The following is a 263-nucleotide window of genomic DNA, read 5'->3' on the forward strand; positions in this document are numbered from 1 at the left end:
GGGCTTTCTGGCAGGCATTCTCCAGCCTGACGGCTCCGTACTCGCGGGAGAGATTCAGCAACCCCAGGCAGGTTCGGTATGCCTGCTCCGGATGCGTACGATGATGCAGATGCCAGGCCACCACTGCACGGGTGGCACTGCCGATACTTTCACCCCATGACAGCAGCCTGTCCGGGCTCCAGCGTTGCTGGCGATGGGCATCGGGCATGTGCTCCGCCTGCGTCGTGAAGCCACCCTGCTGCCCGGAGCGCGGGTGTTGGGCA

General features: G+C 65.0%; 1 pseudogene. It reads right to left on the bottom strand.

The features are described from left to right. A pseudogene (locus tag M6G53_RS25295) lies at positions 1–263 on the bottom strand (IS21 family transposase); the annotation flags it as partial.

It is taken from the genome of Serratia nevei, from assembly GCF_024160145.1.
Taxonomy (GTDB): Bacteria; Pseudomonadota; Gammaproteobacteria; order Enterobacterales; family Enterobacteriaceae; genus Serratia; species Serratia nevei_A.